We start from the raw sequence: 1,611 nt of genomic DNA, 5'->3' as shown, positions 1-1,611 counted from the left end.
CAAGGGGGTGGGGGGCGAGAGGCTTCGGGTTTGTAGCTTGCAAATACCGCGCATCAAGTCAGCCCATGTTCCATAACACCCGTTGATAATGATCGATGCCGATTGGCAACCATCTTGGGATGCGGGGACGGGCCCGAATGGACCCCTTGTCTTTTTCGGCTTGCCCCACCGCATGCAAGAGCAAGCCATCTCTGCGGTTAAGAGTTGACGCTGTCCTTCAGAGCCTTGGCTACTGTGAACTTCACCACGCGATCTGCAGGCTTTGTCATGGCCTCGCCTGTAGACGGATTGCGGACCTGTCGTTCGGGACGATCCCGACAGGAGAGCTTGCCCAAGCCAGGAAGGGTGAGGGCGCCGCCCTCGGCCACGATCGAGGTCGCAACTTCGGACAGCGCATCAAGGACAGAAGAGACATCCTTTTTCTCAATGCCAGACTTTTCGGCCAGGGTAGCAAGCAATTCAGTCTTGGTCATCGGTTTCATCGTTCTTTCCTTTTGATGTGAATATCTGGGATAGGGGTAGCCAGTGCCGGCCGGTTTTGCCATCTGAATGCGATTAGGCCAAGTCCGGGAGGGGACCCGTAGGATATGCTTATTGAAAGACAAGATTGAGGCGTCGGCAAGTGCGGACGGTCGCAGATGCAAGCGCGGTACAATCTGCCGGCAAACGTCGTCCCGCCCCATGCTGCGGGCGGCGCCTGTAACTAGGCTCAAAGCCAGAGCACCTGATGGGAGAGGAAGGGCAGGGCCGTGCGGATCGCCACCTACAACATCAACGGCATCAATGGCCGCCTGGAGACCCTGCTCGCCTGGCTGGCTGACACGCAACCCGACATTGTTTGCCTGCAGGAGCTGAAGGCGCCGCAGGCAAAGTTCCCGGAGCGGCAGCTGCAAGAGGCCGGCTACGCCTCCGTCTGGCATGGGCAAAGCCGCTGGAATGGCGTGGCGATCCTGTCGCGCGGCAGCGAGCCGGTGCTGACGCGCCGCGGCTTGCCGCGGGATCCCGATCCCAGCCAGAGCCGCTATATTGAAGCTGCGGTGAATGGCCTCCTGGTAGGCTGCCTTTATGCTCCCAATGGCAATCCCGCACCGGGTCCGAAATGGGACTATAAGCTCACATGGTTAAAGCAGTTCACCGTTCACGCGAAACAGCTGCTCGCTCTGGACGTCCCGGTGATCCTCGCCGGGGACTACAACATCATTCCCACCGAGCGCGACGTCTATAACCCCGATCGCTGGGGCGATGACGCCCTGTTTCTGCCGCAGGCTCGAAAAGCCTATGCGTCTCTTCTGAAGCAAGGCTGGTGTGACGCCATTGCGACCCTCCATCCCGACGAGTCCGTTTATACCTTCTGGGATTATCTGCGACAGGCTTGGGAACGAAATGCCGGACTGAGGCTCGATCACCTGCTGCTTTCTCCCGATTTGGCAGCAGGGCTCAAGGACGCCGGTGTTGATCAGGATATGCGAGCTCGTTCGAAAGCCAGCGATCATGCGCCGGCCTGGATTGTGCTCGACATGAAGTGATCCGATTTATCCTTGAAGATCAGACCTACTCGGCAGATGAGAGGCTTTCCTGTCAAGGATGCTTTCTGTATTGCGACAGGCATCT

General features: G+C 58.5%; 2 protein-coding genes. One reads left to right on the top strand and one right to left on the bottom strand.

Annotated elements, in window-relative coordinates; all coding sequences use genetic code 11:
* Positions 1–197 precede the first annotated feature (197 nt).
* A complete protein-coding gene (locus CK944_RS22065) occupies positions 198–482 on the bottom strand; it encodes an HU family DNA-binding protein (protein WP_229849437.1) in 285 nt (94 codons plus the stop codon).
* 267 nt (positions 483–749) lie between these two features.
* On the opposite strand from CK944_RS22065, the gene xth reads away from it, so the two are divergent.
* Positions 750–1,526 carry an exodeoxyribonuclease III gene (gene xth, locus CK944_RS22060; RefSeq protein ID WP_103175171.1) on the top strand — a complete coding sequence of 259 codons (777 nt, stop codon included), beginning with the start codon at positions 750–752 and terminating at the stop codon, positions 1,524–1,526.
* Positions 1,527–1,611: the final 85 nt, after the last annotated feature.

The sequence above is a fragment of the Paracoccus sp. SY genome (genome assembly GCF_002901215.1).
Classification (GTDB): domain Bacteria; phylum Pseudomonadota; class Alphaproteobacteria; order Rhodobacterales; family Rhodobacteraceae; genus Paracoccus; species Paracoccus acridae.
The sequence above is the reverse complement of the archived record's forward strand: the minus strand, read 5'-3'. Positions and strand labels throughout refer to the sequence as shown.

What these genes read in the sequence shown, in the direction of transcription:
- CK944_RS22065 (WP_229849437.1), bottom strand. Translation starts at nt 482, where the DNA reads ATGAAACCGATGACCAAGACTGAATTGCTTGCTACCCTGGCCGAAAAG.